The following is a 25,121-nucleotide window of genomic DNA, read 5'->3' on the forward strand; positions in this document are numbered from 1 at the left end:
CCACCCCCCCCCCCCCCCCCCCCCCCCCCCCCTCCCCCCACCCACCCCCCCCCACCCCCCCCCCCCCCCCCCCCCCTCCCCCCGCCCGACCCCCCCCCCCCCCCCCCCCCCTCCCCCCTCTCCCCCCCCCCCCCCCGCCACCCGGCTTACACCGAGGGAAATCTGACGCGCCATCACCGATGGTTCGTCCAGGTCATCGGCACCCCACCGGGCGGCACCGCACTGCCCCACTGACCGGCGTCGGCTCGCCGAGGCCCTGCTGTCACACGCCGGTACGCTTCCAGCCATGGATGTTGACCTGGTCACCGCCCTGCGGGCGATCGCCAACCCGACGCGCCTGCAACTGCTGGCATGGTTGCGCGAACCCGAACGCCACTTCCCCCTGGAGGAAGCGGTCGCCGACCCGCGCGAGGTCGGCGTCTGCGTCAGCCACATCCAGGCCAAGGCCGGCCTCGCCCAGTCCACCGTCTCCGCCTACCTCGCCGAACTCCAGCGCGCCGGCCTCGTCCGCGCCACCCGCATCGGCAAGTGGACCCACTACCGCCGCGACGAGGCCCGCATCGCCGCCCTCATCACCGCTCTCGGCCACACCCTGTAGGCCCCTGCCTGCAGGCCCCTGCCTGTAGGCCTCTGCTGCGGCCGGGGCGGTTGCGGCCGTCAGCCGGCCTTGCGGGCGGTGTGGACGGTCATGGCCGAGAGGAAGAAGGCGTCCGGGCGGTTCAGGATGCCGGTGGGGGTGTCCTCGGCGAGGAGGGCGTCGAGGGTGGTGCGGTCCTCCGGGGCGAGGTTGTCGGCGAGCTGGTCGCGCAGACGGGCGAGTTGGGTGTGGAGGTGCTCGCGGGCGGGGCGGGCGAGCGGGGCCGGGTGGTCGATCAGGAAGGTGCGGGTGCCGCTGGGGGTCAGGCCGGAGCGGGTGAGCATGGCCGGCCAGTCCTCCACCTCTTCGATGGCGCCGGGCAGTTCGGCGCGCATGGTGCTGAAGCCGTCCTCGTGCACGGCGTCGAGCCGGGCCTGGAAGCCGGGCCGGCCGAGGCCGAAGTCGCGCGGCAGGTAGCGCAGCGGCAGGCCGCGTTCGGCGACGGCCAGCAGGCCGCCGGGCCGGAGCGTCGCGGCGAGGGAGGTCAGGGCGGCCTGCTGGTCGCCGAGGTGGTGGATCGCGTTGCCGGACCAGATCAGGTCGGCCTCGCCGAGCTTGCCGAACTCGGCGGGCAGGTCGGCCTGCTGGGTGCTCAGACGGCCGCCGGAGCGGGCTCGGGCGCGCTCCAGCAGGGCGGCCGACTGATCGACGGCGACCGTCTCGGCCTCGGGGAAGGCGTCCGCGAGCAGTCCGGCGATCACCCCGGGCCCGCTGCCGACGTCGAGGACCCGCCGCACCCCGCCGGGCTCGGCGTGCAGGGACCGCAGCCACTGCGCGGCCCCGGTGATGGCGGGGGCGCGCAGTTCGGCCTCCCGCTCCAGGTGGGCGGCGAGGGCGTCCCAGTCGAAGTCGGCGGCGGGGACGTCGCCGTGGTGGTGCCCGTGCTGGTGGCCCTGGCCGTGCTGGTGCTGGTGCTGGTGTTCGGACATCGTGGGTTCTCCGATCGCGGATGACGGAAGGTCGGACGGGTGACGCCGGTCGAACGGGTGACGCGGGCGGATGGGTGACGCCGGACGAAGGTGCCGGGGGAGCTTCCCCCGTTCAGGCGGGAACGGCGGCGCCGGACGCGCGGTGTTCGGCGACCGCCTGTCCGATCTCCTCCGCGACGAGGTCGTGGTCGAGGTCGAACGCCGCCGCAGCGCCCATCCCGGCGGCGACGACGGCCTGCGCCCGCGGGTCGGCGACGTTGCCGACCGCCCAGACGCCGGGGACGCTGGTGCGGCCGGCCCGGTCGGTGGTGACCCAGCCGTTCTCGTCCCGGGCGCATTCCAGGCCGAACAGCAGCGCGTCCCGGGGCACCGGCTGCGGGAAGACGAACACGGCCTCGCGCGGCACCACCCGGCCGTCGGCGAGTTCCACGCCGCGCAGCCGGTCGGCGTCCGTCACCAGCTGGGTGATCCGGCCTTCGACGACCCGGACGCCGCGGGCGGCGAGCCGCTCCCGCTCGGCCCCGGTCGGCGTGAGGGTGTGCGTGATCAGGACGACGTCCGCGGACCACTGCCGGAGCAGCAGCGCCTGGTCGACCGCGCCCGGGCCGGTACCGAGCACGCCGAGCGGGCGGTCGCGGACCTCGTAGCCGTGGCAGTACGGGCAGTGCAGCACGTCGCGGCCCCAGCGTTCGAGCAGGCCCGGGAGTTCCGGGAGCCCGTCGCGCAGACCCGTGGCGACGACCACCCGGCGTGCGTGCAGCACGGGGCCGCCCGCCAGGTGGACGGCGAAGCCCGTCCCCGCGCCTTCGGCGTCCGCGACGACCTCGACGTGGTCGGCCCGGGCGTCGATCAGGTCGACCCCGTAGCCGGCGACCTCCGCCCGGCCGACCTCCAGCAGCGCCGCCGGGGGCATGCCGTCCCGGCTCAGGTACCCGTGCATGTGGGCGGCGGGGGCGTTGCGCGGCTGGCCCGCGTCCACCACCGCCACCCGGCGCCGGGCCCGGCCCAGCACCAGCGCGGCGCTCAGCCCGGCCGCACCCGCGCCGACCACCACCGCGTCGTAGTCGTCCCGGGGGGCCGTCGGCCCTGCCGTCCTCATCGTGTCGCCCATGGCGCTCACCTCCACCGCCAGGCTGCGACCGGACCGGCCGTATCGGCAAGCTTTGTTGCCGTTTCCGCAAACGATGCACCCCGACCGGCCACCGCCCGCCCGCTCCGCGCCACGGGCCCGGACTCCCCCCGGTGGACGGGGATCCGGACCGACCCTTGCCATGGAGTGCACTCCAACTCCTAGCCTCTGACGCACCACCGACCCACCACCAGGGGGAGCAGCACCATGCGATACCGCGTCCTCGGCGGCACCGGCATCGAAGTGAGCACCTACTGCCTCGGCACGATGATGCTCGGCTCCGTCGGCAACCCCGACCACGACGACTGCGCCCGGATCATCAACACCGCGCTCGACCGGGGCATCAACTTCGTGGACACCGCCGACATGTACTCGGCCGGCGAGTCCGAGGAGATCGTCGGCAGGACGCTGGCCGCCCGCGGCGACCGCGACGAGATCGTGCTCGCCACCAAGGGGCACTTCCCGATGGGCGAGGGCCGCGGCCGCGGCGGCAACTCCCGGCGCTGGATCCTCCGGGCGGTCGAGGACAGCCTGCGCCGGCTGCGCACCGACCGGATCGACCTCTACCAGATCCACCGGCCGGACCACACCACCGACGTCGAGGAGACCCTGTCCGTCCTCGGCGACCTCGTCCGCTCCGGCAAGATCCGCGCCTTCGGCTGCTCCACCTTCCCCGCCGAACAGATCGTCGACGCGCACCACGTCGCCGAGCGCCGCGCCCTGCCGCGCTTCCGCACCGAGCAGCCGCCGTACTCGCTGCTCGCCCGCGGCGTGGAGCGCGACGTGCTGCCCGTCGTCCAGCGGCTCGGCATGGGCGCACTGACCTGGGGCCCGCTCGCCTCCGGCTTCCTCACCGGCCGCTACCGCAAGGACCGCCCGGCCGACCTGACCACCGGCCGCCCGACCATCAACCCGGGCCGCTTCGACCCGACGCTGCCCACCACCGCGGCCAAGCTGGAGGCCGTCGAGGCCTTCACCGCCCTCGCCGGGGATCTCGGCCGCACCCTCCCCGAACTGGCCGTGGCCTTCCCGCTGGCGCACCCCGCTGTCACCTCGGTGATCCTCGGCCCGCGCACCCACGACCAGCTGGAGGCTGCCCTCAAGGGCGCCGACCTGGTCCTCGACGACGCCACCCTGGACCGCATCGACGCCATCGTCCCGCCCGGCACCGACGTCTACCACCCCGACGGCGTCTGGCAGCCCCCGTCCGTCACCACCCCCGCCCTCCGCCGCCGCCCCACCACGGACCGACCGGCCGGATAGCCGAACCGGTCTCCCCCGCCAGTGCGACACGGTGCATTACGGCGCGATACACTTGCCCCATGAAGACCATCACGCAGCGCGAACTCGCAGCGCGGTCCAAGGCCGTGCTCGACGATGTCGAAGCCGGCGAGATCTACCACATCACTCGCAACGGCACCGAGATCGCCGAAGTCCGGCCGATCAGCAGTCGCCGCCGATTCGTCCCCGTCGAGGAACTCCAGCGAAAGTGGCGGAACGCGCCGGCGGTCGACGCGACGCAGATGCGCGCGGAAGCCGACGCCTTCTACGGCGATGAGGACCGGATCGGCGGCGACGACCCGTGGGAGCGGAAGTGACCGAGCGACGCCGACGCGGACTGCTCGACACCTGCGTCGTGATCGATCTGCCGCAGATCGATCCACAGCTCCTGCCGGCCGATGCCGCGCTGTCGTCCATCGTGCTGGCCGAACTCGCCCAGGGCGTCGCCATGGCCAAGGACCCGGTGCAGATGATGGCCAGGGCCCAGCGACTCGCGGACGTGGAGGCGGAGTTCGCCGCCCTCCCCTTCGACCGCGAGGCAGCTCGGCGGTTCGGCACCCTGGTCGCCCTCACGATCCAGGCCAGGCGGGACCCCCGCCCCCGCCGCATGGACCTGATGATCGCGGCGACCGCGGCCGCCCACGGCCTGCCGCTCTACACGCGGAACGCGGGCGACTTCGTCGGCCTGGAGCAGGGCGTCGACGTCATCCCCGTGTGACGAACGGCCCCGCTCCAGTGGTGCCGCCGCCACTTCCGGACGGGTCGCCGCCACCAGCCGCCCGCGGGGAGCCGGCTACTCCCTCGGGGCGGCGAAGCAGTGGACCACGACCGTGCGGTCGGCGGCCCACTGCTGTTCGCCACTGCCGAGCCAGGTCCAGCCGAGGCGGCGGTAGCAGGCGTTCGCCGGGGCCGCGGTGGCGAGGACGTCGAGGACGGGGTGGAGGCCGAGCGCCCGCGCGTGCGCCACGGCGGACGCCACCAGCTGTGCGCCGATCCGGTGGCCGCGCGCCGTGGGGGCGACGTAGAGCCGGCCGATCACGGCGGTGAGTTCCGGGCGGCCGCCGGTGCGGCGGCTCCACAGACCGGGGGCGACGTCGCCGGGGGCACTGCGGGAGAGGCCCACGTGGCCGGCCGGGCGGCCGTCCAGTTCGGCGACCCAGGCGGCGAGCAGGCCCCCGGGGGTGAGCCAGGCGACGGGGCGGTCGGGCCAGTCGGCGGGGTAGCCGTCGGTGGCGTGGACGTCGCCGAGCACCCGGACGCAGTCGGCGAGGTCGGTGACGCGGCGCCGTCGGACGGACACCCCTGCCCCGGCCTGCCGCGAGCCGGACGCGACGACGTTGGCGCGTTCTTCAAGGTCAGCCATGCCGGTACGTTACCGGCCGGGCCCCACCGCCGCAGCAGGTCGGCGACCCCGGTCGGATCCTCACCGCCACCGCCGACCGTCGGCCGACGCTCCATCAGCCGAACGCGGCCGGGCGCGCCCAGGCGCTCGGGCGGACCGTCAGGCGATCGCGGCCGACACCACCGCCGCGACCGCGATGTTGCAGCTGGCCGAGACCCAGACCGCCGGGTGCGGCTCCGGCTCGACCAGGATCGCGCCGAGCCTGCCGGGCGTCAGCAGGTCCACCGCCCAGAAGGCGACGGCCATCAGCACCAGCCCGAGCAGGCCGTAGCAGGCGGTCGAGACCAGGCCCTTGGCGAAGTCCGCGTAGGTGTACATGATCGCGGTGAAGACGATGCCGCCGATGCCCAGCAGCGCGGAGCTGAGCAGCACGGCGGCGTTGCGGTTGCGCTCGACCCAGATCTGGTGGCCGAGCCTGCCGGGCGTCAACAGGTCCACCAGGCCGACGCCGAGGAGCAGCAGCACCACCCCGAGGGCTCCGTAGGCCGCTGCCGCGCCGAGCCCGTGCAGGATGTCGTTCATCGTGGTCCCAGCCCCCGGTCCGCTCGCCGATCCCCGACCGGCCTGGTCAAGGGTTGGCAAAAGATACCCCACCGGGGCGGGCGGCGGACCGGGGAAGCAGGACCCCTGACGTCAGTGGGGATCAGTGCTCCTCGTGCACCAGGTGGTCGACGCAGGCGGCGATCGCGAGCAGCAGGCCGGTGTCGGCGCCGTCGGCGATCTCCACGCCGTAGGTGTCCCGGATCCGGAACCACTTGCGGGAGATCCGGGCGAGGTCGTCGCCGTGGTGGTTCTCGATCCGGTAGTCCTTGTCGATCAGGTTGCCGTGGATCTTCAGCTCGCCGCCGGACGCCAGCTCCACCAGGTACTTGTCGCGGAACGGGGTGAACAGCTTCTCCCGGACGGTCGCGATCACCTCGCCGTCGGCGTCCTCGATCTTCATCGCGTCGCGGACGGTGAACGCCTTCTCCTTCACCACCGCGACCACCCGCCCGTGCGCGTCCTTCAGCTCGAAGGTGTGCCGCAGCCGCAACACCTTGCCGTCCACCAGGTACGCCTTGTGGCCCCGGTCGTCCTCGATCCAGTAGTCGTCTCCGACCGCGAACAGCTTCTCCCTGACCAGGTACCGCACAGCGGCCTCCTCCGTGTCGACGTGACCCCCATTCGACCCGATCCCCCCACCCGCCGGGAAGCACCGCCACACACGGGCGTTCAATGGCGGCATGCGTCCCCACCCCGCCGCCCCGCTGCACAGCGAGCGCCTCGACCTCCTCCCGATCGGCCCCGAGCACGCCGAGGAGCTGGCCGCCGCCCTCGCCGACCCCGCCCTGCACGCCTTCACCGGCGGCTCCCCGGCCACCGCCGACGACCTGCGCGTCCGCTACGCCCGGCTCGCCGCCGGCTCCCCCGACCCCGCCGAGACCTGGGGCAACTGGGCGCTGCGGCTGCGCGCCGACGGCCGCCTCACCGGCTACGTCCAGACCACCGTCCGCCCCGGGGCCGCCGAGCTCGCCTGGGTGGTCGGCACCCCCTGGCAGGGCCGCGGCCTGGCCACCGAGGCCGCCCGCGCCCTGCTCTCCCACCTCGCCGCCACCGGCGTCAGCACCGTCACCGCCCACATCCACCCCGACCACCACGCCTCCGCCGCCGTCGCCCGGGCCCTCGGCCTCACCCCCACCGGCGAGCAGCAGGACGGCGAGACCCGCTGGCAGGCGGAGCTCCCCCGGCCCTGACCCGGACCCGGCCCTGGCGCCCTCAGTCCTCCTCGCCCGGCGCCGGATGCGGGTTGATGGCCTGCCCGTCGATCGGCTGCCCCCAGTCGTCGTCGCCCTCGGCCCCCACGCAGTACCCGGAGCCCTCCACCCACCCCCCGGCGTCCTGGCACTGCTCCGCGGTGACGTCACGCGGACCGGGCCGGGCGGCCGCCGCCGCCGAGGCGGCGCCGGCACCGGTGGCGAGCAGGACAGCGGTCGCGACCGTCAGGGCCGACCGGAGCAGGGGTGAGGTGATCATGCGGCCAACGACAGCACGACCCCCGGCCCCCACCCCGCCGACACGCCCACCACCCCCAACCGCGCCCCCACCACGACCGCCGCCCCGGAATGCCGCCCGACCACGATGCGGTTGGATACAGGCATGGCATCTCGTGCACGTGTACGCGCCCCCGAACTGGTCGGGGCAGGCGGTTGGCTGAACACCGGTGGCAAGGAGCTGACGCTCGCCGACTTCCGGGGCAAGATCACCGTCCTGGACTTCTGGACGTTCTGCTGCATCAACTGTCTGCACGTCCTGGACGAGCTGCGGGAGTTGGAGGAGAAGCACCGGGACACCGTGGTGATCGTCGGGGTGCACTCGCCGAAGTTCGTGCACGAGGCGGACCACCAGGCCGTGGTGGACGCGGTCGCCCGGTACGAGGTGCACCACCCGGTGCTGGACGATCCGGCGCTGGCGACGTGGAAGCAGTACGCCGTGCGGGCCTGGCCGACGCTGGTGGTGATCGACCCGGAGGGGTACGTGGTCGCCCAGCACGCGGGCGAGGGCCACGCGCACGCGATCGCGCGGCTGGTGGAGGAGTTGGAGGCCGAGCACGCGGCGAAGGGCACGCTGCGCCGCGGCGACGGCCCGTACGTGGCGCCGGAGCCGACTGCGGGGGACCTCAAGTTCCCGGGCAAGGCGGTCCGGCTGCCCGACGGGCACTTCCTGGTCGCCGACTCCGGCCACCACTCGCTGGTGGAGCTGGCCGAGGACGGCGAGACGGTGATCCGCCGGATCGGCGACGGGCAGCGCGGCCTGGTGGACGGCACCAGCCCCCGGTTCAGCGAGCCGCAGGGGCTGGCACTGCTGCCGGAGGGCTCGGACTACGACGTGATCGTGGCCGACACCGTCAACCACGCGCTGCGCGGGGTGCGGCTGGCGGACGGCTCCGTGACCACGCTGGCGGGCACCGGCCGCCAGTGGTGGCAGGGTTCGGCGACCGAGGGCCCGGCCCGCGAGGTGGACCTCTCCTCGCCCTGGGACGTCGCCTGGTTCGACGGCCGGGTGTGGATCGCGATGGCCGGCGTGCACCAGCTGTGGGCGTACGACCCGGCCGCCGACACGGTCGGCGTCGCGGCCGGCACCACCAACGAGGGCCTGGTGGACGGGCCCGTCGGTGAGGCCTGGTTCGCCCAGCCGTCCGGTCTGGCGGTCTCGGCGGACGGCGAGCGGCTGTGGGTGGCCGACTCGGAGACCTCCTCGATCCGTTGGCTCAGCCGATCGGAGGGGGCACGTGGAACCGGGACGGTCCACACCGCCGTCGGCACCGGCCTCTTCGACTTCGGCCACCGGGACGGCCCGGCCGCGCAGGCGCTGCTCCAGCACCCGCTGGGCGTCACCGTGCTGCCGGACGGCTCGGTGGCGGTCAGCGACACCTACAACCACGCGCTGCGCCGCTTCGACCCGGCGAGCGGCGAGGTCACCACGCTGGCCACCGACCTGCGCGAGCCGTCCGGCGCGGTCCTGGTGGACGGGGACATCGTGGTCGTCGAGTCGGCCCGGCACCGGCTGACCAGGCTGCGGCTGCCGGAGGAGGCGGTGCGGGTCGAGTCGGTCGCGCACCGCACCCGGCGGGCGGCCACCGAGGTCGCGCCGGGCGCGCTCCGGCTGGACGTGGTGTTCTCAGCGCCGAGCGGCCAGAAGCTGGACGAGCGGTACGGCCCGTCCACCCGGCTGCTGGTCAGCGCGACCCCGCCCGAGCTGCTGGTCTCCGGAGCGGGCGCGGACAGCGACCTGTCGCGCGAGCTGGTCCTCTCCGAGGAGGTCGCCGAGGGCGTGCTGCACGTCTCGGCGATGGCCGCGTCCTGCGACGACGATCCGGAGATCGAGTTCCCGGCCTGCCACGTGCACCAGCAGGACTGGGGCGTGCCGGTGAAGCTGGTCGCCGACGGCGCGCGCCGGCTGCCGCTGGTGCTCGCCGGCCTGGAGTAGCCCGTCCGGCGTGGAAGGGGCCCGGCGGAGCGCACTCCGCCGGGCCCCTTCGCCGTTGAGGGGGGATCAGCCCTCCAGGAACGCCTTGATCGCGCTGGCCAGCAGGTACGGGTCCTCGGCGCCGCACAGTTCGCGCGCCGAGTGCATGGACAGCGCCGCGATGCCGCAGTCCACCGTCTTGATGCCGAGGCGCGCCGCGGTGATCGGGCCGATGGTGGTGCCGCAGGGCATCGCGTTGTTGGACACGAAGGACTGCCACGGCACGCCGGCCTTCTCGCAGGCGGCCGCGAACACCGCCCGGCCGACGCCGTCGGTCGCGTAGCGGTTGTTGACGTTGACCTTGAGGATCGGCCCGCCGTTCGGCAGCGGGTGGTGGCCCGGCTCGTGCCGCTCGGCGTAGTTCGGGTGGACGGCGTGGCCCATGTCCGAGGAGAGGCAGATCGTCCCGGCCAGCGCCCGGGCGCGGTCCTCCGGGGTGCCGCCGCGCGCGTGGACGGTGCGGTCGAGGACGTTGCCGAGCAGCGGGCTCTGCGCGCCGGTGTCCGACTCGCTGCCGGTCTCCTCGTGGTCGAAGGCGGCCAGCACCGGGATGTACGGCAGGTCGGCGGCGTCCTCGGCGGAGGCGACGGCGGCCAGCGCGGCGGTGGCGGCGTGGACGGACAGCAGGTTGTCCAGGCGCGGGCCGGCCAGCAGCTCGCGGTCGCGGCCCAGGTAGGCGGCCGGCTGGACATCGTGCGTCATCAGGTCCCAGCCGGCCACGTCGGCGGCGTCCACTCCCGCGCGCTCGGCGACGTACGAGATCAGCGAGCCCTCGTCGACCGGGCCGAGGCCCCAGATCGGGGTGAGGTGGCGCTGCTTGTCGAGCTTCATGCCGTCGTTGACCTGGCGGTCCAGGTGGATCGCGAGCTGCGGCACCCGCAGCAGCGGCTCGTCCAGCTGGACGAGCCGCGAGCTGCCGTCCTTCAGCGCGAGGCGGCCGGAGAGCCCGAGGTCACGGTCCAGCCAGGTGTTCAGCGGGACACCGCCGTAGATCTCCACGGCGACCTGGCGCCAGCCGGCCGAGCCGGTGTCCGGCACCGGCTTGACCCGCAGGTTCGGCGAGTCGGTGTGGGTACCGACCACCCGGAACGGGGTCTCGGGGCGGGCGCTCTCCGGCAGGTACCAGGCGATCAGGGCGCCGCCCCGGATCAGGTAACGGCCGCCGGCGGCGCCGTCCCAGACGTCGGTCTCGGCGACCTGCCGGAAGCCTGCCTTCTCCAGCCGCTCGGCGGCGCTCGCGACCGCGTGGTACGGGGACGGCGAGGTGCCGAGGAACGCGATCAGATCGTCGCTGTGCGTCCGGTCGAAGAATGCCTGGCGGGCGGCGGCGGTCGACATACTGCTCCTGAGTCGAGGGAGGGCTGAAGCCGGATGGGGAGTCGGCTTCGCACCTTGAGCATATGCCCGTACACGGACAGGGAATTCGGAACCTCCCAACGGATGCAGAACGAGGACACAACCGTGAAGTGACGCCTTGCCGAACTCCGTACACCCAGAGATCCGCGCCGGTCGCGGACGGTCATCGCCATGCCGGGCCCGGCGCCTGAGGCCCCCGAACAACGGGTGCGAAACGGGCGAACTCGGCGACGGGTGCGGGGCGGACGGGCCGCAACGTCGAAGGGCCCGGCGGGAGCCGGGCCCTTCGACGTGAGGGTGCTGTCAGGCGGTCGGAGAGGTGTCACGCCCCTCGCGGCACCCCTGGGGGCACCGCGGCGGGTGACGGGTGGGGCGAGGGCCTCAGAAGGCCTCCTCCGCCAGGTCCATGATCTCGTTGTCGATGCCCTCGGCGATCAGCCGCTGCGGGGCGACGGTCGGCAGGACGTTCTTGGCGAAGAAGCGGGCCGCCGCGACCTTGCCCTGGTAGAACGGGACGTCCTTCTCCGAGGCGCCGGCCTCCAGCTTGGCCAGCGCCACCGCGGCCTGACGCAGCAGCAGCCAGCCGACGACGACGTCGCCGGAGACGAGCAGCAGGCGGGTGGTGTTGAGGCCCACCTTGTACATGTTCTTGACGTCCTGCTCGACCGAGGTGAGGTCGGCCAGCAGCTTGCCCACGATGGCGTCCAGATCACCGACGGCCTTGGCGAGCAGCTCGCGCTCGGCGGCCAGGGCGTCGCCGCCCTCGGCCGCGCCGAGGAACTTCTGGATCTGCTCGGACAGCGCGGTGAGCGCCTGGCCGCCGTCCTTGACGATCTTGCGGAAGAAGAAGTCCTGGCCCTGGATCGCGGTGGTGCCCTCGTAGAGGGTGTCGATCTTGGCGTCCCGGATGTACTGCTCGATCGGGTACTCCTGCAGGTAGCCGGAGCCACCGAAGGTCTGCAGGGACTGGGCGAGCTGCTCGTAGGACTTCTCGGAGCCGTAGCCCTTGACGATCGGCAGCAGCAGGTCGTTGAGGCGCTCGGCGGCCTCGTCGCGCTCGCCGCGCAGGCCGGCGGCCACCATGTCGTCCTGGACGGACGCGGTGAACAGGACCAGCGCGCGCATGCCCTCGGCGTAGGCCTTCTGGGTGAGCAGCGAGCGGCGCACGTCCGGGTGGTGGGTGATGGTGACGCGGGGGGCGGTCTTGTCCAGGAACTGCGAGATGTCGGCGCCCTGCACGCGCTCCTTGGCGTACTCCAGGGCGTTCAGGTAGCCGGTGGAGAGGGTGGCGATGGCCTTCGTGCCGACCATCATCCGGGCGAACTCGATGATCTTGAACATCTGGCGGATGCCGTCGACCTTCTCGCCGAGCAGCCAGCCCTTGGCCGGGTGCTTGGCGCCGAAGGTCATCTCGCAGGTGTTCGAGGCCTTGAGGCCCATCTTGTGCTCGACGTTGGTGGCGTAGGCGCCGTTGCGCTCGCCCAGCTCGCCCGTCTCCCAGTCGAAGTCGAACTTGGGGACGATGTACAGGCCCAGGCCCTTGGTGCCGGGCTTGCCGCCCTCGGGGCGGGCCAGCACCAGGTGGATGATGTTCTCGGACATGTCGTGCTCGCCCGAGGTGATGAAGCGCTTCACACCCTCGATGTGCCAGGAGCCGTCCTCCTGCTTGATCGCCTTGGTGCGGCCGGCGCCCACGTCCGAGCCCGCGTCGGGCTCGGTGAGGACCATGGTGGCGCCCCAGAGGCGGTCGGTCATCCGCTGGGCGACCTTCTTCTGCTCCTCGGTGCCCTCGTCGTGGACGACGCCGGCGAAGGCGGGGCCGGAGGAGTACATCCAGATGGCCGGGTTGGAGCCCAGGACCTGCTCGGCGTAGGCCCAGATCAGGGAGGACGGGGTGACCTGGCCGCCGATCGCCTCCGGGATGCCCAGACGCCACCACTCGGCGTCCATGTAGGTCTGGTAGCTCTTCTTGAAGGTGGCCGGGACCGGCGCGGTGTTGGTCTCGGGGTCGAAGACCGGCGGGTTGCGGTCGGTGTCGGTGAAGGACGCGGCGAGGTCGTTCTCGGCGAGGCGCGAGATCTCGCTCAGGATGTTCTTCGCGGTCTCGACGTCCATGTCCGCGAACGGTCCGGAGCCGTAGACCTGCTCGCGACCGAACACCTCGAAGAGGTTGAACTCCACGTCCCGCAGGTTGGACTTGTAGTGACCCATGGCCGTTTTCTCCGGTTCGTCGCTTCCGGGAGACCGCCGCGTTCGGGCGCCCCGTACCCACCAGTACGCATCATGATGCTACCCAGCGGTAACTTGGGCAAGCCCCTGGCGGTGAATCCGCTATGAACGTGGTCACGTCCCACAAGTCGGGACGACCAGTCCTTGTCAGGATCGACGCCCGCACGGGCGGGTGCGCTCCCGATAGCCTGTCCGTGTGTACGGATATGACCAGAACGCATACCCGGGCGACCCCTACCAGCAGCAGGCGGGTCCGCAGCCGGGCATGAACGGCATGCCCGGCCCCGACGCCTACGGCGCGCAGTCGCAGGCGTCCCAGCAGTCCCTCTACCCCGAACCCTCCCCGCCGTCGCTGGCGGACGCCGTCCGGGCGTTCACCACGGGCTCGATGGCGGTCGAGGACTTCCAGGCCATCTTCATCACCTCGAAGGTGCACTGCCCGCGCGGCGAGCGGCCCGGCTTCCTGGCGCTGCACAACACGCCGACGCCGGTGATCCCGATGTTCAGCTCGCTGAAGGAGCTGCGCCGCTACGCCGGCAAGGACTCCAAGCACTTCACCGTCACCGGCGCCGAGGTCCTGGACCTGCTGCCGACCGGCTACGGCTTCGCGCTGGACATGGAGGGCGAGCACCGGATGGTGTTCGACGCCAAGGCGGTCGAGCAGATGGTCGACTTCACCATGCGCCGCATGTACGGCTGACCCATCCTGGAGGAGGAGCCCCGCGCTCCTTCGTCGCCATATGGTTCAACTTTCAACTTGCTTGTTGTTGAGAATTGAACTAACCTCGTGGACGTAGGCCAGAGGAACCCCCCGAAGGAGGCCGACATGCCCGCCGTGACCGTCGACAACCCGCTGACCCTGCCGCGCGTCGCCACCCCGGACCCCGCCGCCACCAGCGCCCGGCCGGTCCTCACCGTCGCGACCGCACCCGAGGGCTTCGAAGGCGAGGGCTTCCCGGTCCGCCGCGCCTTCGCCAAGATCAACACCAAGTACCTCGACCCGTTCATCATGATGGACCAGATGGGCGAGGTGGAGTACGCCGCCGGCGAGCCCAAGGGCACGCCCTGGCACCCGCACCGCGGCTTCGAGACGGTCACCTACCTGATCGACGGCGAGTTCATCCACAAGGACTCGCACGGCGGCGGCGGCCACCTCGGCGGCGGCGACACCCAGTGGATGACGGCCGGCTCGGGCATCCTGCACATCGAGACCCCGCCGGAGTCGCTGGTGGCCACCGGCGGCCTGTTCCACGGCATCCAGCTGTGGGTCAACCTCCCGGCCTCCGACAAGATGGCCGCCCCGCGCTACCAGGACATCCACGGCGGCCACGTCAAGCTGCTCTCCACCCCGGACGGCGGCGCGGTCCTGCGGCTGATCGCGGGCGAGCTGGACGGCCACCGGGGCCCGGGCGTCACCCACACGCCGATAACCCTGCTGCACGCCAGCATCACCCCGGGCGCGCAGGTCACCCTGCCGTGGCGGCCGGACTTCAACGCTCTCGCCTACGTCCTCAACGGCGACGGCACCGTCGGCGCCGAGGGCCGCCCGGTCCACACCGGGCAGGCGGCCGTGTTCGGCGAGGGCGACACCATCACCATCACCGCCGACCCCAAGCAGGACTCCCGCCACCCCAACCTGGACGTGATCCTGCTCGGCGGGCAGCCGATCCGCGAACCGGTCGCCTGGTACGGGCCGTTCGTGATGAACAGCCACCGCGAACTGGAGCAGGCCATGCGGGACTTCCAGTCCGGCCGGTTCGGCCACCCGATCGACTGACGGCACCATCCCGGGCGGCCGCACCGCCCTCGGTGACGGCACCAGCTCGGTGACCGCACCGCCCCCGGCGCCTCGGCCGTCTACGCGCTACAGCAGCGCGTAGACGGCCGAGGCGTCGTCGTGCGCCTTGCCGCGCGGCCAGCGCTCGCAGGCGGCGTCCGCCCGCTCGACCTCGCGGACCTGCGCGATCAGTTCGCCCGGACCGGACTCGGCGAGCAGCCGCAGCGCGTCCGCCCAACTCCCCAGCCCGAAGCGCTCGGTGAAGCGCGAGGCGCCGTCGGTGAGCGCGGCCAGCGCGTGCAGCCGCTCCAGCCGGACGAAGCCGGTCTCCGCGTGCCCGGCCGCCTTCGGGCTGGCCGCGGCGATCCACGGACCGTTGCCCCGGTTGCGGGCGGACCGGACGGCCAGCGCGTACTCCAGGTGCAGCGCGGCCCGCTCGGCCGAGCCGGGGACGGTCGCCCAGACCTGCCGGCGCAGTTCCTCCCCACCGGGGAAGCGCTGGTTGTCCCCGATCACCTTCGGCGGTCCGTCCTTGTACTCCAGCACCAGCAGCGAGTCGCCGAGCACCAGGTACTCCAGCGACTCGCCGTGCCGGCGAGCCGCCACCACCATGGCCGCGGGGGTGTTGGGGTGGCCCAGGTCGCAGCGGCCGCCGTGCAGCGCGGCCGTCTCCACGATGGCGTCGGCCAGGCACTCGGCGATCGAGCGGTCCACCCGGTCGGTGAGCCGGGCGAGCAGGTGCACGCCCAACCGGCGGACGTACCAGGCGGTTCCGTGCCGGCACCCGGACTCCAGGCCGGCCGGCGAACTCGCACCGTCCAGCAGTACCAGCGCCTCCGGCGAGGCCGCCGCGAAGTCCTCGCTCTCGCGGTCCGGCCGCCGTGCTTCCCCTGCGAGCTGTAGCTGCATCCCGACAGTGTGGCCGCCGCCCCCGGCCCGCGCCCAGACCCCTGCGCCGGTGTGGCGCGGGCCGGTCCCCGCCGCCCGGTGGCAGCCGGGGCAATCCGGTCATACCGTCGAATAGCGACCGGACAATTCGGCCAATCAGGGCCTGTCAGGTTTGGGATCACCTTCGGGTGTCCGGGCGGCCCGGGACTGACGAGGAGCAGGAGATGTTCTGGGAGTTCATCGTGCTAGTGGCCGCCTCGACCGGCTTTCCGACCGCCGCGCTGCTCTTCCTGATCGGCGGGCCGCGCTTCCCCGACGAACAGCGCGGCGGCCGGCACGCCTGACGCCAGGCCTGCGCCCGCCCGCACCCGAAAGCTTCAGGCCTTCCAGGCCGGGTCACGCCCGAGCAGGGCCAGCGCGCGGTCGAACCGGCCGCCCGCCGCACCCGGTTCGAGGCGCGGCGCGAACGCCTTGCCCGGCACCCGGTTCTCCGGCGCGGCCGGGACGGCCCCGGCGACCGCCAGCAGGGTCGCCGCCAGCGCCTCGTCGCCGTCCACGACGGCGGTGAACGGGGCCTGGACACCGAGCGCGGCCGCGACGTCCCAGCCGTGCACCAGGGTGTCGAGCAGGTGGAAGCCGACCGCGTGCGCCAGCGGGAAGGGGCCGCCGTGCTGGATCTCCGGCAGCCAGACCTCGCGCCCGGCCGCCACGGCCTCGCGGAACGCCTCGGTGAGCTCGGCGCCCGTGCGGCGGAAGGCGCCCGCCGGGTCGTCGCCGACCGGGGCGTCGGCCCAGAGCGCGAGGTCGGGCCCGGCGCCGCGGGCGGCCGCGGCGAAGCCCTGGTGCTGGCCGACGATGTGCTCCATCAGCCGGCGCAGCGTCCAGCCCGCGCACGGGCTCGGCAGCTCCAGCTGGTCCGACCGCAGACCGTCCACCACTTCGGCGGCCAACTCCAGGGACCGGGCGTGCAGTTCGACGAGCTCTCCGGCACGGCTCATGCGGCGCTAACCTCCTGACCGGCCGACAGGAAGCCGATCGCGTTGTCGATGACGGTGGGCTCGGCGACGATCCGGCGGTGGCCGAGCCCTCGGGTGACCAGTAGTTCCAGCCGGTCACCGTACGCGGCTTTCAGGCGCCGCGCGTGCGATATTCCGACCACGTCGTCGCCCTCGTCGTGCGCCACCAGGATCGGCGGCGACACCTCCTCGGGCCGGTGCGCGGCATCGAAGCGCCGCCACGGGTCCTCGGTGCCGGCGAACAGCTCGTGCTCGATCCGGTGCCGCAGGTCCCGCTCGATCACCGGGCCGAGGCCGAGCCCGGCGCAGAACGCGCCCGGCAGGTAGGCGAATTCGCTGACCCCGGCGAGCGCGACCAGCCGCCCGGCCCGGACCCCCTCGCGCAGCGCCAGGAACGCCCCGGCCACACCCAGCGAGTGCGCCACGATCGCCTCGAACCCGCCGTAGCCGTCCTGGAGCTGCCCGGCGATGGCGCGGTACTCCAGCACCGTGGTGGCCCGGCCGCCGGAGTCGCCGTGGCCTGGCGCGTCGAAGGCGACCGGGCTCAGCCCGAGCGCGCGCAGCCGGGGCACGTAGGGGGCGAAGCGCGAGGCGCGGGAGCGCCAGCCGTGCATCAGCAGCACCGGCCGGGCGCCGTCGCCCCAGCGGTAGACGACGACGTCCTTGCCGTTCACGGTGATCCGCTCGACGGCGGCCTGCCGGTGGGTCTCCCGCTCGGCGGGGCGGACGGCGCTGCGCCGCAGCGGACGCTGGAACAGCTCGTACGCGGCGCGGCCGGCCAGCCGGGGCGCCAGGTGCGAGGTGGTGTTGAGGGCGGTGCGAACCAGTGCGAGGGCCGGGTCCATGCGGTCTCCCTGTCGGTGCGGACGGGCGTGCCGGGGTGCGGGGCCGTACTGGGCCCGGATATTAGCACGACCGTTCGTGCAGTTTCATGGGCGGGAAGTCCGCCGCCCGCCCCCGGGCTACCCTGGCGGCACGCACCGCGACGGCGACGGCGACGACGAGAACTGAGGTGGCCGATGGCCGGATCGACCACGGACGGACGGGTCCTGCGCGGCGAGGAGACCCGCCGGGCGGTGCTGCACCGCGCCGTCGCGATCGCCTCCGTCGAAGGCCTCGGCGCGCTCTCCATCGGTCGCCTCGCCACCGACCTCGGGCTCAGCAAGAGCGGCGTGTTCGCCGGCTTCGGCTCCAAGGAGGAGCTCCAGCTCGCCACCGTCCGCGCCGCCCGCCGCATCTTCGCCGACGCCGTCGTCGCCCCGGTCGCCGACACCCCGCCCGGCCTCGCCCGGGCCCGCGCCCTCTGCGAGAGCTGGCTCGCCTACTCCCGGGCCCGGGTCTTCCCCGGCGGCTGCTTCTTCTACGAGGTCACCGCCGAGTTCGACGCCCGCCCCGGCGCCGTCCGGGACGCCCTCGCCGACTGCGCCCGCGAGTGGCGCCAGGTGATCGCCGACGCCCTCGCCGAGGCCCGCGCCACCGGCGGCCTGCGGCCCGGCACCGACCTCGACGACCTCGCCTTCGCCCTGATCGCCCTCCTGGAGACGGCCAACTCGCAGGCCGTGCTGCACGACGAGGACACCCCCTACCAGCGGGCCGGCCGCCTCCTGCTGCGCCTGCTGCGCGCCGAGGCCACCGACCCGGCCGACCCGGCGCTCGCCTAGCAGGCTCCTAGGCTTTTCCGCCCAGCGCCCCTTCCAGGAAAGCCGCCTGGGCCAGCAGCCGCTCGTCGCCGCCCGCCGCGCCCACCACCTGGAGGCCCAGCGGCAACCCCTCCGCCGTCCGTCCGGCCGGCAGGCTCAGCGCGGGCAGGCCCAGGTAGCTCCACGGCAGCGACATCACCGCGTCCCCGGTGGTGTGCAGGCCCTCCGGCGCCCCGCCGGTCGCCGACGGCGCCAGCCACAGGTCCACTCCGACCTCGGCGGTCGCCCGGGCGACCCGCTCGCGCAACCGCTCCCGGGCCTGGAGCGCGGCCGCCCGGTCCTCTGCCGCGACGCCCTGGCCGACCCGGATGCTCGCCGCCGTCTCCGACCGGTACAGGCCGCCGAACCGGGCGAACCAGTCGGCGTGGCCGCGGGCCAGCTCGAAGCGGTTGATCGTCTGCAATTGCCGGGTGATCCCGGCGAAGTCCGGGAACAGCGGCACCCGGCGCACCGTCAGGCCGGCCTGCGCCAGGCGCTCCAGGCTCTCCTCGAAGACGCGCAGCGCCGCCGGCTCGGCCCGCTCCAGGTACGCGCCGTCCGGGACCCCGAGCACCGGCCGGCCCCCGGCCGCCGGCCCGCCGCGCCAGTCGTCGCCCCGCCAGTCGTCGCAGAGCAGTGCAGCCGCCAGGGCCGCCCCGGCCAGGTCGGCCGTGAACACCCCCAGGGTGTCGAAGCTCGGCGCGTTCGGGATCACCCCGGCCATCGGGATCCGCCCGTACGTGGGCCGGAAGCCCACCACCCCGCAGTACGCGGCCGGCCGGATCACCGATCCCACCGTCTGGGTGCCGACCGCCAGCGGCACCAGCCCCGCCGCGACCGCCGCCGCCGACCCGCTGCTGGAGCCGCCCGGGGTGTGCCCGGGATGGTGCGGGTTGCGGGTCGGTCCTGGCGCGCTCGCCGCGAACTCGGCGGTCACCGTCTTGCCGGCGACCAGCGCCCCGGCCGCCCGCAGCCGGTCCACCACCACGGCCTGCGGCCCCGCCAGGACCCCCGGCGGCAGCGCCGAACCGCCGTGCGTGGGCAGCCCGTCCACGTGCACGATGTCCTTGACCCCCACCGTCACCCCGTACAGCGGCGGCCGCCCGGCCGGCTCGGGGTACCGCGCGGCCAGCGCCCGCGCCTGCGCGCGCAGCCGCTCGTGCCGCCCCGGCTCCGGGACGAACGCGTGGATCAACGGATCCACCCGCTCGACCAGCCCGCAGAACCGGTCGACGTGCTCGGACAGGCCCGGTACGCCGGACCGCAGCCCGGCGGCCTCACGGGTCAACGACCTTGGCCGGGCGAGGGGTTGCTCCATGCCGATCACGGTAGACCACCCGTTGGCGCGCTACTGGTGTTCGGCCGACAGGTACGGCGTCTCGCGCAGGTAGTACGCCCCGCAGGTGTGGCAGCACAGCTCCGGCGTCTTGCCCCAGTCCACCGGCTCCCGCACCTGCGCGCCCGGGTCGAGCTCCCGGCCGCACATCGCCACGCTCTCCGCCCCCCGGACCATGTGCCACAACCGCACCCCGCCGGTCGCACCCCCGGACCCGTACTCGGCTCGCATCTGGTGCTTCATGCGGCCATCGTCCGGCCCTCCGGCCACCCCGGCAACCGGTGGCCGAACAGGCGTGCTGGGCAGCATCGATCACTTAGCGCCAAATCCGATCGAAACCAGCCATCCGCAACCGGTAGGGTTCGCGGGCGCGACCAGCGCCGACGGCCCTGCCGGAGGCCTCAAGTCGCCCGAAATCAACCCCATTTACCCCAATCTGGAGCTTCTCAACGTGCGCTCTTCTCGCCTTCTGGCCGCGTCCGCGCTGATGGCGCTCTCCTTCGGCACCACGGTCGGCGCCGTCAGCGCGAGCGCGGTCGGAGTCCCCTCCTCCCCGCCCCCCACCTCCACCACGGCCACCCCGAGCGCCCCCGCGCCGAGCACCCCGGCCCCGAGCACCACCCCGAGCGCCCCCGCCACGGCGACTCCGAGCACCACCCCCAGCCACACCGCGACGGCCACCCCCACCAACCGGCCGTCCACCCTGCCGATGCCGACCCCGACCAACAACATGCGATGCCACGGCGGCGTCTACCAGAGCCCGCTGCTCAAGGTCACCGGTTCCGGCCTGTACGGCACCACCCTGATCAAGGGCGGACCGGCCGCCGAGCTGAGCGTGACCTGGCAGAACAACAGCGGCGTCGATCTGCCCGTCGTCCACAACTCGCTCTACGTCACCGACGAGTTCGACGGGGACTACCCCGTCCAGTGGAGCACCGAGTTCTTCGACGTGCAGCTGAACACCGGCTCCGGCTGGAAGCCCGCAAAGCTCGACGACCGCGACCTCCAGTCGCCGGACATCAAGCTGGCCAAGGGCGAGAAGATCACCTACCAGGTCCGGATCGCCGCCACCGCCAAGGCCCCGGTCGGGAACTACGGCGCCAACTACGACGCCGGCTCCGACGCGTTCGACAACGACAAGGTGCCCACCCCGGCCAACGACAAGCCGAACGCCTGCACCCAGTTCTACAACCCCTTCGAGGGCAAGTTCCGGGTCGCCGAGGCCGGTGGCGCCAGCAGCACCCCCGCGGCCGCCGGCCACGGTTCGGCCTCCGCCTCGCCGTCGGCGGGCCCGCACCTGGCCGAGACCGGTGCCGACTCCAACACCCTGCCGATCGCCCTCGGCGGCGCCGCCGTCCTGGCGGCCGGCGCCGGCACCGTGTTCGTCCTGCGCCGCCGCAAGGCCGGCGCGCACAGCTGACCCCTGCACCCGGGCGAACGCCGGGGGTGCGGACCACGGTCCGCACCCCCGGCGTTCGTCGTATCAGTCCGTCGTATCAGTCCGTCGTCATCGGTTCGCCGTGTCAGGACGCTGCCCGCAACAAGGCGCCGTCCTGCCACTTGAGGATCTTGTCGAAGCTCACGATGGCGCCCCGGAGCGGGTGGTTGCGGAGCTGGACGTGGTCGGTGAGGGCGTGGATGAGGAAGAGGCCCCGGCCGGATTCGGCGGTGAGGTCCGGGAGGGTGTCGAGGTCCACGGGGCGCAGCGTGGGCGCCGTGGGGCGGGCGGGGAGGACGTGGGTGTCGTAGGGGTGGCCGTCGCGCCGGGGCTGGTGGGCGGTGAGGACGCGGGCCGGGACGGTGGCGCGGCCGCGGCGGGGGCGGCGGTGCGCGGCCGGGCGGGGCGGCGGCGGGGGGACGGGGCGGCGGCGCAGCGCCGGGGCGGGGGTGCCGACGGGGCCGGGCAGGCCGGGGCCGGAGTCGGTGACCTCGATCCGCAGGCGGTCGCCGCTGATCGAGGCGGTGACCTGGAAGCCGCCGTCGGGCCGCCCGCAGGCGCCGTGCTCGACGGCGTTGGCGCAGGCCTCGCTGAGGGCGACGCCGAGGTCGTGGGCGATCTGCGGGTCGACGCCCGCCGTCGCCATGGCACCGAGCAGGATGCGCCGGGCCAGCGGGACGCTGGCCGGGTCGCGCTTGAGGTGCAGAGTCCACCAGATGTCCACGGGAGGTCCCTCCTGGCTGCGGCTCCACATACAACTAGGTATCTCCGGGCGATTCGGCGGTGAACCGTGCCCGGGGCCCGCTGCCGCCCGTTCGGCGGATGGACTGAGGCCGTGGATTGTGCCGAGTGGCGCACTCGCCGGCCTGCACGCTGCTGCCGAACGGGGCATTCGTAGGGATTTCCCACCCTGCCCACGCGGGCGAGGTAGGCGGTGAGATGATGTCTCGGCCATGACTGCCCTCCCCGCCGCCCCGCTCCCGGGCGCCCTCGCACCGGATGCGCCGGTGGGGGCCGCCGCCTGGGACCTGCGGCTTGCCCGGGCCGTCCCGTTCGCCCTGGTGTGCACGTTGATAGCGGCTGCCGGGCACGCCCTGGCGGGTGGCGGGAACGTGCCGCCGGCCGCGTTGGCGACGGGCTTCGCCGCGGTGCTGGTGCTCGCGGTGGCCTGCGGTGGGCGGGAACGTTCGCTGACGGCCATCGCCGGTGCGCTGGGCGCGGGGCAGCTCGGGCTGCACTGCCTGTTCCACAGCTTCAACGGCCACGCCGCGATCGGCGGCATGGCCGGCATGCACCACGGCGGCTCCGGTCCGCTGACCCTGCCGACCGTGGCGGGCCGGCTGATCTGCAACGAGGCGCGCCCCGGCACGCTGGCCGGCCTGCCGGGGAGCCCGACCGCCGAGCAGCTGGTCTCCTCGGCGGGCCTGGACCCGAACGCGTACGCCGTCGCCCCGTGGTGGCAGGGCGGCGTGTTCGGGATGACGCCGTCGATGCTGGCCGGGCACCTGGCCGCCGCGCTGGTCGCGGGCTGGTGGCTGCGGCGCGGTGAGGCGGCGCTGTGGCGGCTGGTGCGGGTGACCGCGTCGGCGGCCCGGGAGCACTGGGCGGCGCCGCTGCGGTCGGCGCTGGTGCTGGTGGCGGCGCTGCTGCGCGGCCTGTTCGGCGCGGCCGGTCCGGCCCGCCGGTTCGGCGTCCGGGGCGGGGAGAGTCCGCTTCCGGCGGGTGCCGCGCTGCGGCACAGCGTGGTGCGGCGCGGTCCGCCGCTCGGGGCCTTCGCGTACTGATCCGGCTCCTGGCGCCCCGTTCGTGTCGGGCCCCGGTCGTGCGCAGCGTCCCGGGCCGGTCCCGCGTGTCCCCGACACGCCGACGGCCCCCGGTTCCGCCCCCACACGTCCCCAGCACGTCCCCACGCGCGGCCCCGCCGAGGCACGGTCTTCCCGTCGCCCGGACGCGGGCCGGTCCGCCGAGCTCCGATCGGAGACACCGCATCATGCGTTCCCTTCCCACCCGCCGTCTCGCCGCCGTCGCCCTCACCGCCGCCGCCTCCGTGGTGGCGCTGGCCGGTCCCGCGTTCGCGCACGTCACCGTGAACCCGGGTGCGGCCGCCCAGGGCGGCTACACGGCCGTCGACTTCCGGGTGCCGAACGAGAGCGACGCCGCCGGCACGGTGAAGCTGGAGGTCAACCTCCCGCTGGACCACCCGCTGGCCTCCGTCCGCACCCTGCCGCTGCCGGGCTGGACCGCGACCGTCGAGAAGGCGAAGCTCGACAAGCCGATCAAGGTGCACGGCAGCGACGTCAACGAGGCCGTCTCCAAGATCACCTGGACCGCCGACGCCGGCACCAAGATCGCCCCCGGTCAGTTCCAGGAGTTCCGGGTCTCGATCGGCCCGCTGCCGTCCGACGCCGACAGCATGGTCTTCAAGACCCTGCAGACCTACGACAACGGCGACATCGTCCGCTGGATCGACGAGTCCAAGGACGGCCAGCCCGAGCCGGCCCACCCGGCCCCCGTCCTGAAGCTCACCAAGGCCGCCGCCGGTGAGGACGCCCACGGCGGCGTCACCGCCTCCCCCTCCGCGGGCGCCCACGGCGACAGCTCCGACCACGCCGCGGCCCCGGCCGGCGCCAAGTCCAGCGACTCCACCGCCCGGGTGCTCGGCGTGGTCGGCATCGTGGTCGGCGTGATCGGCACCGCCGTCGGCGTGCTCGGCCTGCGCCGCCGGAGCAGCGGCTCCGCCTCCTGACCCACCCCGCCGGCGGGGCCGTACCCACGCCCCGGGTACGGTCCCGCCGGCGGTCCCACCCCGCACGATCGGATCTCCCATGCTCCGCACCACCCGCACCACCCGCCTGGCCGGCGCGGCCGCCGTCGCGCTCGCCGCCGCCCTGACGCTGACCGCCTGCGGCTCCTCCGGGGGCGGCTCGACCGCCGCCAAGGTCGTCCAGCAGAAGTCCGACTCGCCGTACCAGGGCACGGTGCTCACCAAGAACTTCGAGAAGCCCGACCTCCAGCTGACCGACACCTCCGGCCAGCCGTACGACCTGCGGCAGCAGACCAACGGCAAGACCACGCTGCTGTTCTTCGGCTACACCAGCTGCCCGGACGTCTGCCCGACCACCATGGGCGACATCGGCGTCGCGATGAAGGCGCTCCCGGCCGAGGAGCGGCAGAAGGTCAACGTCGTCTTCGTCTCCACCGACCCGCAGCGCGACACCCCCAAGGTGCTGCGCACCTGGCTGGACTCGATGGGCAGCGACTTCATAGGCCTGACCGGCGACCTGGCCAAGGTGAAGACGGCCGCCAGGTCGCTCGGCATCATGATCGAGGACCCGGTGGTCAACGCGGACGGCACCGTCACCTCGACCCACGGCGCGCAGGTGCTGGCCTTCCTCCCCTCGGACGACAAGGCGCACGTGCTCTACCTGAGCGGCACCGAGGAGAAGACCTACGAGCACGACCTGCCGCTGCTCGCCAAGGGGGTCGCGGCATGAAGGCCTCGACCGGCCACGCCCCGGCCGGCCGCGCGACCCTCGGCTTCCGACGGACGGCGCTCACGGGCGCGGTACTGGCGACGGCCCTGGGCGGCGGCGCCATCCTGGTCGCCTGCGGGGCAGGCGGTCAGGGCGGTGCCGGCGGCGGGGCGGCGAAGCTGAGCGTCGCCGACTCCTACATCCCGCTGCCCCCGGCCGGCGGGATGGCCGCCGGCTACCTGACCGTCCGCAACGACGGCGGGCAGGACCAGCTGGTCAAGGTGAGCAGCCCGGGCGCCGAGTCCGTCACCATGCACCGCTCGACCCCGTCGAGCATGGAGCAGGTCCCGAGCCTGGACGTGCCCGCGCACGGCGCGTTGGAGTTCGCCCGCGGCGGCACCCACCTGATGATCATGGGATGGCAGAAGGCCCCCGCCCTCGGCGACGAGCTGGAGCTCGACCTGACCTTCGCCAAGTCCGGCACCCTGTCGGTCAAGGTGCCGGTCAAGGAGCTCACCTACCGCCCCGGCCAGAGTTAAGGGGACC

The 25,121-nt window shown here is 73.8% G+C and carries 28 protein-coding genes; 14 read left to right on the plus strand and 14 right to left on the minus strand.

Annotated features, from left to right (window positions below):
• Positions 1-286: 286 nt before the first annotated feature.
• Positions 287-598, plus strand: a complete 312-nt coding sequence (locus AC07BF_RS18165; protein WP_063348348.1) for an ArsR/SmtB family transcription factor — start codon at positions 287-289, stop codon at positions 596-598.
• Positions 599-657: 59 nt separating this feature from the next.
• Here the strand turns inward: AC07BF_RS18165 and AC07BF_RS18170 are convergent, their stop codons facing one another.
• Together AC07BF_RS18170 and AC07BF_RS18175 are read right to left on the minus strand one after the other, a co-directional pair.
• Positions 658-1,566 carry a class I SAM-dependent methyltransferase gene (locus AC07BF_RS18170; RefSeq protein WP_363581425.1) on the minus strand — a complete coding sequence of 303 codons (909 nt, stop codon included), beginning with the start codon at positions 1,564-1,566 and terminating at the stop codon, positions 658-660.
• A 112-nt stretch (positions 1,567-1,678) separates the two neighbouring features.
• Positions 1,679-2,677 carry an NAD(P)/FAD-dependent oxidoreductase gene (locus AC07BF_RS18175; RefSeq protein ID WP_478333587.1) on the minus strand — a complete coding sequence of 333 codons (999 nt, stop codon included), beginning with the start codon at positions 2,675-2,677 and terminating at the stop codon, positions 1,679-1,681.
• Positions 2,678-2,902: 225 nt separating this feature from the next.
• Here AC07BF_RS18175 and AC07BF_RS18180 point away from each other — a divergent pair, with 225 nt between their 5' ends.
• From AC07BF_RS18180 to AC07BF_RS18190, 3 genes are read left to right on the plus strand one after another with little or no spacing between them, the layout of a single operon-like run.
• Complete coding sequence (locus AC07BF_RS18180; RefSeq protein ID WP_363581429.1) at positions 2,903-3,958, plus strand: aldo/keto reductase; 1,056 nt, start codon at positions 2,903-2,905, stop codon at positions 3,956-3,958.
• 59 nt (positions 3,959-4,017) lie between these two features.
• Positions 4,018-4,293, plus strand: a complete 276-nt coding sequence (locus tag AC07BF_RS18185) for a type II toxin-antitoxin system Phd/YefM family antitoxin (protein WP_363621209.1) — start codon at positions 4,018-4,020, stop codon at positions 4,291-4,293.
• Entirely contained in the window at positions 4,290-4,694 is a 405-nt protein-coding gene (locus AC07BF_RS18190; protein WP_363581432.1) for a PIN domain-containing protein, read from the plus strand. The genes AC07BF_RS18185 and AC07BF_RS18190 overlap by 4 nt, the downstream gene beginning before the upstream one ends.
• Before the next feature lie 75 nt (positions 4,695-4,769).
• On the opposite strand, the gene AC07BF_RS18195 is transcribed toward AC07BF_RS18190, so the two are convergent.
• From AC07BF_RS18195 to AC07BF_RS18205, 3 genes are all read right to left on the minus strand, one after another.
• Positions 4,770-5,339, minus strand: a complete 570-nt coding sequence (locus AC07BF_RS18195; RefSeq protein ID WP_478333588.1) for a GNAT family N-acetyltransferase — start codon at positions 5,337-5,339, stop codon at positions 4,770-4,772.
• 138 nt (positions 5,340-5,477) lie between these two features.
• The gene (locus AC07BF_RS18200) at positions 5,478-5,900 is read right to left on the minus strand and encodes a DUF350 domain-containing protein (protein WP_363581436.1); all 423 of its coding nucleotides are present in this window, start codon (positions 5,898-5,900) and stop codon (positions 5,478-5,480) included.
• A 121-nt stretch (positions 5,901-6,021) separates the two neighbouring features.
• Entirely contained in the window at positions 6,022-6,510 is a 489-nt protein-coding gene (locus AC07BF_RS18205; protein WP_363581438.1) for an LURP-one-related/scramblase family protein, read from the minus strand.
• A 91-nt stretch (positions 6,511-6,601) separates the two neighbouring features.
• Here AC07BF_RS18205 and AC07BF_RS18210 point away from each other — a divergent pair, with 91 nt between their 5' ends.
• On the plus strand, positions 6,602-7,111 hold the full coding sequence (locus tag AC07BF_RS18210) for a GNAT family N-acetyltransferase (protein WP_363581440.1): 510 nt from the start codon (positions 6,602-6,604) through the stop codon (positions 7,109-7,111).
• A 22-nt stretch (positions 7,112-7,133) separates the two neighbouring features.
• On the opposite strand, the gene AC07BF_RS18215 is transcribed toward AC07BF_RS18210, so the two are convergent.
• A complete protein-coding gene (locus AC07BF_RS18215) occupies positions 7,134-7,391 on the minus strand; it encodes a hypothetical protein (protein WP_363621201.1) in 258 nt (85 codons plus the stop codon).
• Between the two features lie 123 nt (positions 7,392-7,514).
• On the opposite strand from AC07BF_RS18215, the gene AC07BF_RS18220 reads away from it, so the two are divergent.
• Entirely contained in the window at positions 7,515-9,344 is a 1,830-nt protein-coding gene (locus AC07BF_RS18220) for an NHL domain-containing thioredoxin family protein (protein ID WP_400804461.1), read from the plus strand.
• A 66-nt stretch (positions 9,345-9,410) separates the two neighbouring features.
• Here the strand turns inward: AC07BF_RS18220 and AC07BF_RS18225 are convergent, their stop codons facing one another.
• On the minus strand, positions 9,411-10,721 hold the full coding sequence (locus AC07BF_RS18225; RefSeq protein WP_363581446.1) for a M18 family aminopeptidase: 1,311 nt from the start codon (positions 10,719-10,721) through the stop codon (positions 9,411-9,413).
• A gap of 399 nt (positions 10,722-11,120) precedes the next feature.
• A complete protein-coding gene (locus AC07BF_RS18230; protein ID WP_478333589.1) occupies positions 11,121-12,950 on the minus strand; it encodes an acyl-CoA dehydrogenase in 1,830 nt (609 codons plus the stop codon).
• 214 nt (positions 12,951-13,164) lie between these two features.
• Between AC07BF_RS18230 and AC07BF_RS18235 the strand changes: the two genes are divergently transcribed.
• Both AC07BF_RS18235 and AC07BF_RS18240 read left to right on the plus strand, forming a co-directional pair.
• Positions 13,165-13,668, plus strand: coding sequence for an SseB family protein (locus tag AC07BF_RS18235; protein ID WP_063348360.1), 504 nt, complete (start codon positions 13,165-13,167; stop codon positions 13,666-13,668).
• A 126-nt stretch (positions 13,669-13,794) separates the two neighbouring features.
• A complete protein-coding gene (locus AC07BF_RS18240; RefSeq protein ID WP_400327410.1) occupies positions 13,795-14,745 on the plus strand; it encodes a pirin family protein in 951 nt (316 codons plus the stop codon).
• Positions 14,746-14,832: 87 nt separating this feature from the next.
• Here the strand turns inward: AC07BF_RS18240 and AC07BF_RS18245 are convergent, their stop codons facing one another.
• The 3 genes from AC07BF_RS18245 to AC07BF_RS18255 form a co-directional block, all read right to left on the minus strand.
• The gene (locus AC07BF_RS18245) at positions 14,833-15,654 is read right to left on the minus strand and encodes a protein phosphatase 2C domain-containing protein (RefSeq protein ID WP_363581452.1); all 822 of its coding nucleotides are present in this window, start codon (positions 15,652-15,654) and stop codon (positions 14,833-14,835) included.
• Positions 15,655-16,010: 356 nt separating this feature from the next.
• Positions 16,011-16,631: a TIGR03086 family metal-binding protein gene (locus AC07BF_RS18250; RefSeq protein ID WP_363581454.1), complete on the minus strand. Its 621-nt coding sequence runs from the start codon at positions 16,629-16,631 to the stop codon at positions 16,011-16,013.
• The gene (locus tag AC07BF_RS18255) at positions 16,628-17,494 is read right to left on the minus strand and encodes an alpha/beta hydrolase (protein ID WP_363581456.1); all 867 of its coding nucleotides are present in this window, start codon (positions 17,492-17,494) and stop codon (positions 16,628-16,630) included. The genes AC07BF_RS18250 and AC07BF_RS18255 overlap by 4 nt, the downstream gene beginning before the upstream one ends.
• Positions 17,495-17,668: 174 nt before the next feature.
• Between AC07BF_RS18255 and AC07BF_RS18260 the strand changes: the two genes are divergently transcribed.
• Positions 17,669-18,310: a TetR/AcrR family transcriptional regulator gene (locus AC07BF_RS18260; RefSeq protein ID WP_363581458.1), complete on the plus strand. Its 642-nt coding sequence runs from the start codon at positions 17,669-17,671 to the stop codon at positions 18,308-18,310.
• Positions 18,311-18,317: 7 nt separating this feature from the next.
• Here the strand turns inward: AC07BF_RS18260 and AC07BF_RS18265 are convergent, their stop codons facing one another.
• Complete coding sequence (locus AC07BF_RS18265) at positions 18,318-19,646, minus strand: amidase (RefSeq protein ID WP_478333590.1); 1,329 nt, start codon at positions 19,644-19,646, stop codon at positions 18,318-18,320.
• 30 nt (positions 19,647-19,676) lie between these two features.
• Positions 19,677-19,907, minus strand: a complete 231-nt coding sequence (locus AC07BF_RS18270) for a hypothetical protein (RefSeq protein WP_363581462.1) — start codon at positions 19,905-19,907, stop codon at positions 19,677-19,679.
• Between the two features lie 208 nt (positions 19,908-20,115).
• Here AC07BF_RS18270 and AC07BF_RS18275 point away from each other — a divergent pair, with 208 nt between their 5' ends.
• Complete coding sequence (locus AC07BF_RS18275) at positions 20,116-21,084, plus strand: LAETG motif-containing sortase-dependent surface protein (RefSeq protein WP_478333591.1); 969 nt, start codon at positions 20,116-20,118, stop codon at positions 21,082-21,084.
• Positions 21,085-21,187: 103 nt separating this feature from the next.
• On the opposite strand, the gene AC07BF_RS18280 is transcribed toward AC07BF_RS18275, so the two are convergent.
• Positions 21,188-21,826, minus strand: a complete 639-nt coding sequence (locus tag AC07BF_RS18280) for an ATP-binding protein (RefSeq protein ID WP_400804451.1) — start codon at positions 21,824-21,826, stop codon at positions 21,188-21,190.
• Between the two features lie 229 nt (positions 21,827-22,055).
• Between AC07BF_RS18280 and AC07BF_RS18285 the strand changes: the two genes are divergently transcribed.
• The 4 genes from AC07BF_RS18285 to AC07BF_RS18300 all read left to right on the plus strand — a co-directional run bounded on the left by AC07BF_RS18285 (position 22,056) and on the right by AC07BF_RS18300 (position 25,114).
• A complete protein-coding gene (locus AC07BF_RS18285) occupies positions 22,056-22,886 on the plus strand; it encodes a hypothetical protein (protein ID WP_363581468.1) in 831 nt (276 codons plus the stop codon).
• A 206-nt stretch (positions 22,887-23,092) separates the two neighbouring features.
• Positions 23,093-23,848 (plus strand): YcnI family copper-binding membrane protein, encoded by a 756-nt coding sequence (locus tag AC07BF_RS18290; protein WP_363581470.1) that lies wholly within the window; start codon positions 23,093-23,095, stop codon positions 23,846-23,848.
• 79 nt (positions 23,849-23,927) lie between these two features.
• Positions 23,928-24,596 (plus strand): SCO family protein, encoded by a 669-nt coding sequence (locus AC07BF_RS18295; RefSeq protein ID WP_363581472.1) that lies wholly within the window; start codon positions 23,928-23,930, stop codon positions 24,594-24,596.
• Positions 24,593-25,114: a copper chaperone PCu(A)C gene (locus AC07BF_RS18300; protein ID WP_363581474.1), complete on the plus strand. Its 522-nt coding sequence runs from the start codon at positions 24,593-24,595 to the stop codon at positions 25,112-25,114. The genes AC07BF_RS18295 and AC07BF_RS18300 overlap by 4 nt, the downstream gene beginning before the upstream one ends.
• Positions 25,115-25,121 lie beyond the last annotated feature (7 nt).

It is taken from the genome of Kitasatospora sp. NPDC043950 (assembly GCF_056435345.1).